Annotated in this window: 1 protein-coding gene; it reads right to left on the bottom strand. The window is 68.4% G+C overall.

What is annotated here, in order from left to right; all coding sequences use genetic code 11:
- Positions 1-219 (bottom strand): Ig-like domain-containing protein (locus AC3E6M_RS17065; protein ID WP_490530610.1); only part of this gene is annotated, 219 nt, incomplete at its 3' end.
- Between the last annotated feature and the right edge of the window lie 31 nt (positions 220-250).

Raw genomic sequence — 250 nt, 5'->3', positions numbered from 1 at the left:
CTGCCCGGCAGTAGCGGTGGCGGTGATGCGGGTGGTGCCGGTGGATACTCCGGTCACTTTCCCCGCCGAGGTCACCGTGGCGATACCGGTGTCTTTCGAGGTGTAGGTCACCGTCGCCCCGGTGAACTCCCGGCCCAAACTATCGGTCACCGCCGTCGTCGCGGTGGCCGTGGAACCCTTTTCGACCTGGTCGATCCCGGTGACCGCGATCGATTTCACCACCGGAGCGGGAACGGCCGCCGCCGGGGCG

It is taken from the genome of Microbacterium sp. SCPM-O-B-15248 (M128), assembly GCF_058214835.1.
This window is presented reverse-complemented; position numbering and strand designations above follow the sequence as displayed.